The 2,195-nt window shown below is 63.6% G+C and carries 2 protein-coding genes; one reads left to right on the top strand and one right to left on the bottom strand.

Annotated elements, in window-relative coordinates; all coding sequences use genetic code 11:
* Positions 1–46: 46 nt before the first annotated feature.
* A complete protein-coding gene (locus tag QT222_RS02120) occupies positions 47–1,201 on the top strand; it encodes a pyridoxal phosphate-dependent aminotransferase (protein WP_491476155.1) in 1,155 nt (384 codons plus the stop codon).
* A gap of 18 nt (positions 1,202–1,219) precedes the next feature.
* On the opposite strand, the gene QT222_RS02115 is transcribed toward QT222_RS02120, so the two are convergent.
* Positions 1,220–2,195, bottom strand: a 976-nt coding sequence (locus QT222_RS02115) for a hypothetical protein (protein ID WP_491476154.1), incomplete at its 5' end; no start/stop codon positions are given.

Here is a 2,195-nt window from a genome sequence, read left to right as displayed (position 1 = left end):
GTGCGGAAGCGGTTTACGCTGCGACTGATATGGTGGAGGCGTTGGCATGAACTTCGATTTCAGCGACCGGGTTGGCAGGGTCGAACCAAGCGCGACGCTCGCCATCTCGAACCTCGCGAGTGAACTGGAAGCAGAGGGTGAAGACGTAGTCGACCTCTCGGTCGGTGCACCGGACTTCCCGACGCCGGACAACATCATTCAGGCCGCGAAGGACGCGATGGATGCCGGACATACGAGCTACACCTCGTCGAACGGGATTCCGGCGCTCAAGGAAGCAATCGCAGCGAAGCTCCGCGGAAACGGCGTCGACGCCGAGGCCGACGAGGTTATCGTCACGCCCGGCGGCAAGCAGGCGCTCTACGAGACGTTCCAGACCGTCATCGACGACGGCGACGAAGTCGTCCTACTGGACCCCGCGTGGGTGTCCTACGAGGCGATGGTCAAACTCGCTGGTGGTTCCCTGAACCGCGTCGACCTCGCACAGCACGACTTCCGTCTCGAACCCGCGCTCGACGAACTCGCCGAGGCGGTCTCCGACGAGACCAAACTGCTCGTCGTCAACTCGCCGTCGAACCCGACCGGCGGTGTCTTCTCCGACGCGGCGCTCGAAGGCGTCCGCGACCTCGCGGTCGAACACGATATCGCCGTCATCTCCGACGAGATTTACGAGCGCATCACCTACGACGGCTTCGAGCACACCTCGCTCGGCTCCCTCGACGGGATGGAAGACCGAACCATCACCATCAACGGCTTCTCGAAGGCCTTCTCGATGACCGGCTGGCGGCTCGGCTACCTGCACGCCCCCTCGGACCTCATCTCGCAGGCTGGCAAGCTGCACTCGCACTCGGTCTCCTGTGCGGTCAACTTCGTCCAGCACGCCGGCGTCGAGGCGCTCTCCGAGCGTACCGACGACACGGTCGAAGAGATGCGTCAGGCGTTCGAAGGCCGCCGCGACATGCTCGTGGACCTCCTCGCCGAACACGACGTGGACGTTGCCGTTCCGAAAGGCGCGTTCTACATGATGCTCCCCGTCGACGACGACGACCAGGCATGGTGTGAAGGTGCGATTCAGGACGCGAAGGTTGCGACCGTCCCCGGTAGCGCCTTCAACGCCCCGGGCTACGCCCGCATCTCCTACGCTGCAAGTGAAGAGCGACTCCGCGAAGCCGTCGAGCGCCTCGCCGAGCACGACTACATCTAACGCGGCGTCTTCTTTCTTTTAGCGCTGTCCCACCCAAAAGCGGACGCGACCCTCGCTTCCGGCAGCGATTGTGGCATCTTCGTTCGCCCCCGCGATGTTCGTCGTCAATTTGCCGCCGATGGGGAGTGTCTCGTACCGTTCGACCCCACTACTGACCCGTCTGAGAAACGCGAGTTCCGTCCGGTCGCGTGTCGGAACCAACAACAACGCTTGGTTGCCGTCCGAAAACGTCCCTGAGAGGCCGCCATCGAGGTTCCGACTTCCGAGAACGTGGCTCTGATACCCACCGTTATCGGTGGCGACGAGTTCGAGGGCATCGTCGGTGGGTCGGTAGAACTCCGCGACGCCCCCAATGTGCGGCGTTCGAACAGCCGCAATCTCTTCTTCTCCGTTGGGGCCGAAGGAATCGACAGCGAGCGTGTGTCGCCAGCGGTTCCCGGTCCCGACTGGCGGTCCCGAACGAAACGCTCCTGTGTCGGTATCGATGGCAACCACACGAGCGCCGTCTTGGGCGTCGCTGGCGGTGGCGACGAGCTGTGCTGGGTCGCGGTCGAGCCACGTGACTATCGGAGCCGTTCCTTCGAAGACAGTCCCCTCGGGTGGCGAGAATCGGGACACCATCCAGTCGTCCGTGTCGATAGCGACGATACTACCGCCTTCCAGCGAGTCACCAAGCGCACCGTGGCCGTACTCGTCTGTGGCGTCACCAAATAGGCACACGGTACGTCTGGACGAGACGATTCGGGCGTCGGGGAGGGCGTTCACGTCGAACACTCGGCGTGGCTTGTCCAACCAGTGGTCTGGGTGCACTAAGTCGTACTCGGCGGTGATTTCCTGGAAGATCACTACCCCGTCGTCGCCGACAGTGACGAGTTGCTTGCGGCAGGGAATCGGACTGGTGTACGGCGACGATTCGGGGGGCGTGAGGAGGCGCGGTGCCACCGACGAGACGACCGGCGGACCGTCGAGTCGGGCGGGTCCAATTTCTGCCGAC

The sequence above is a fragment of the Haloferax sp. s1 genome, from assembly GCF_058382125.1.
Note: the sequence above shows the minus strand (reverse complement) of the source record. Positions and strands in the feature narration are given on the sequence as shown.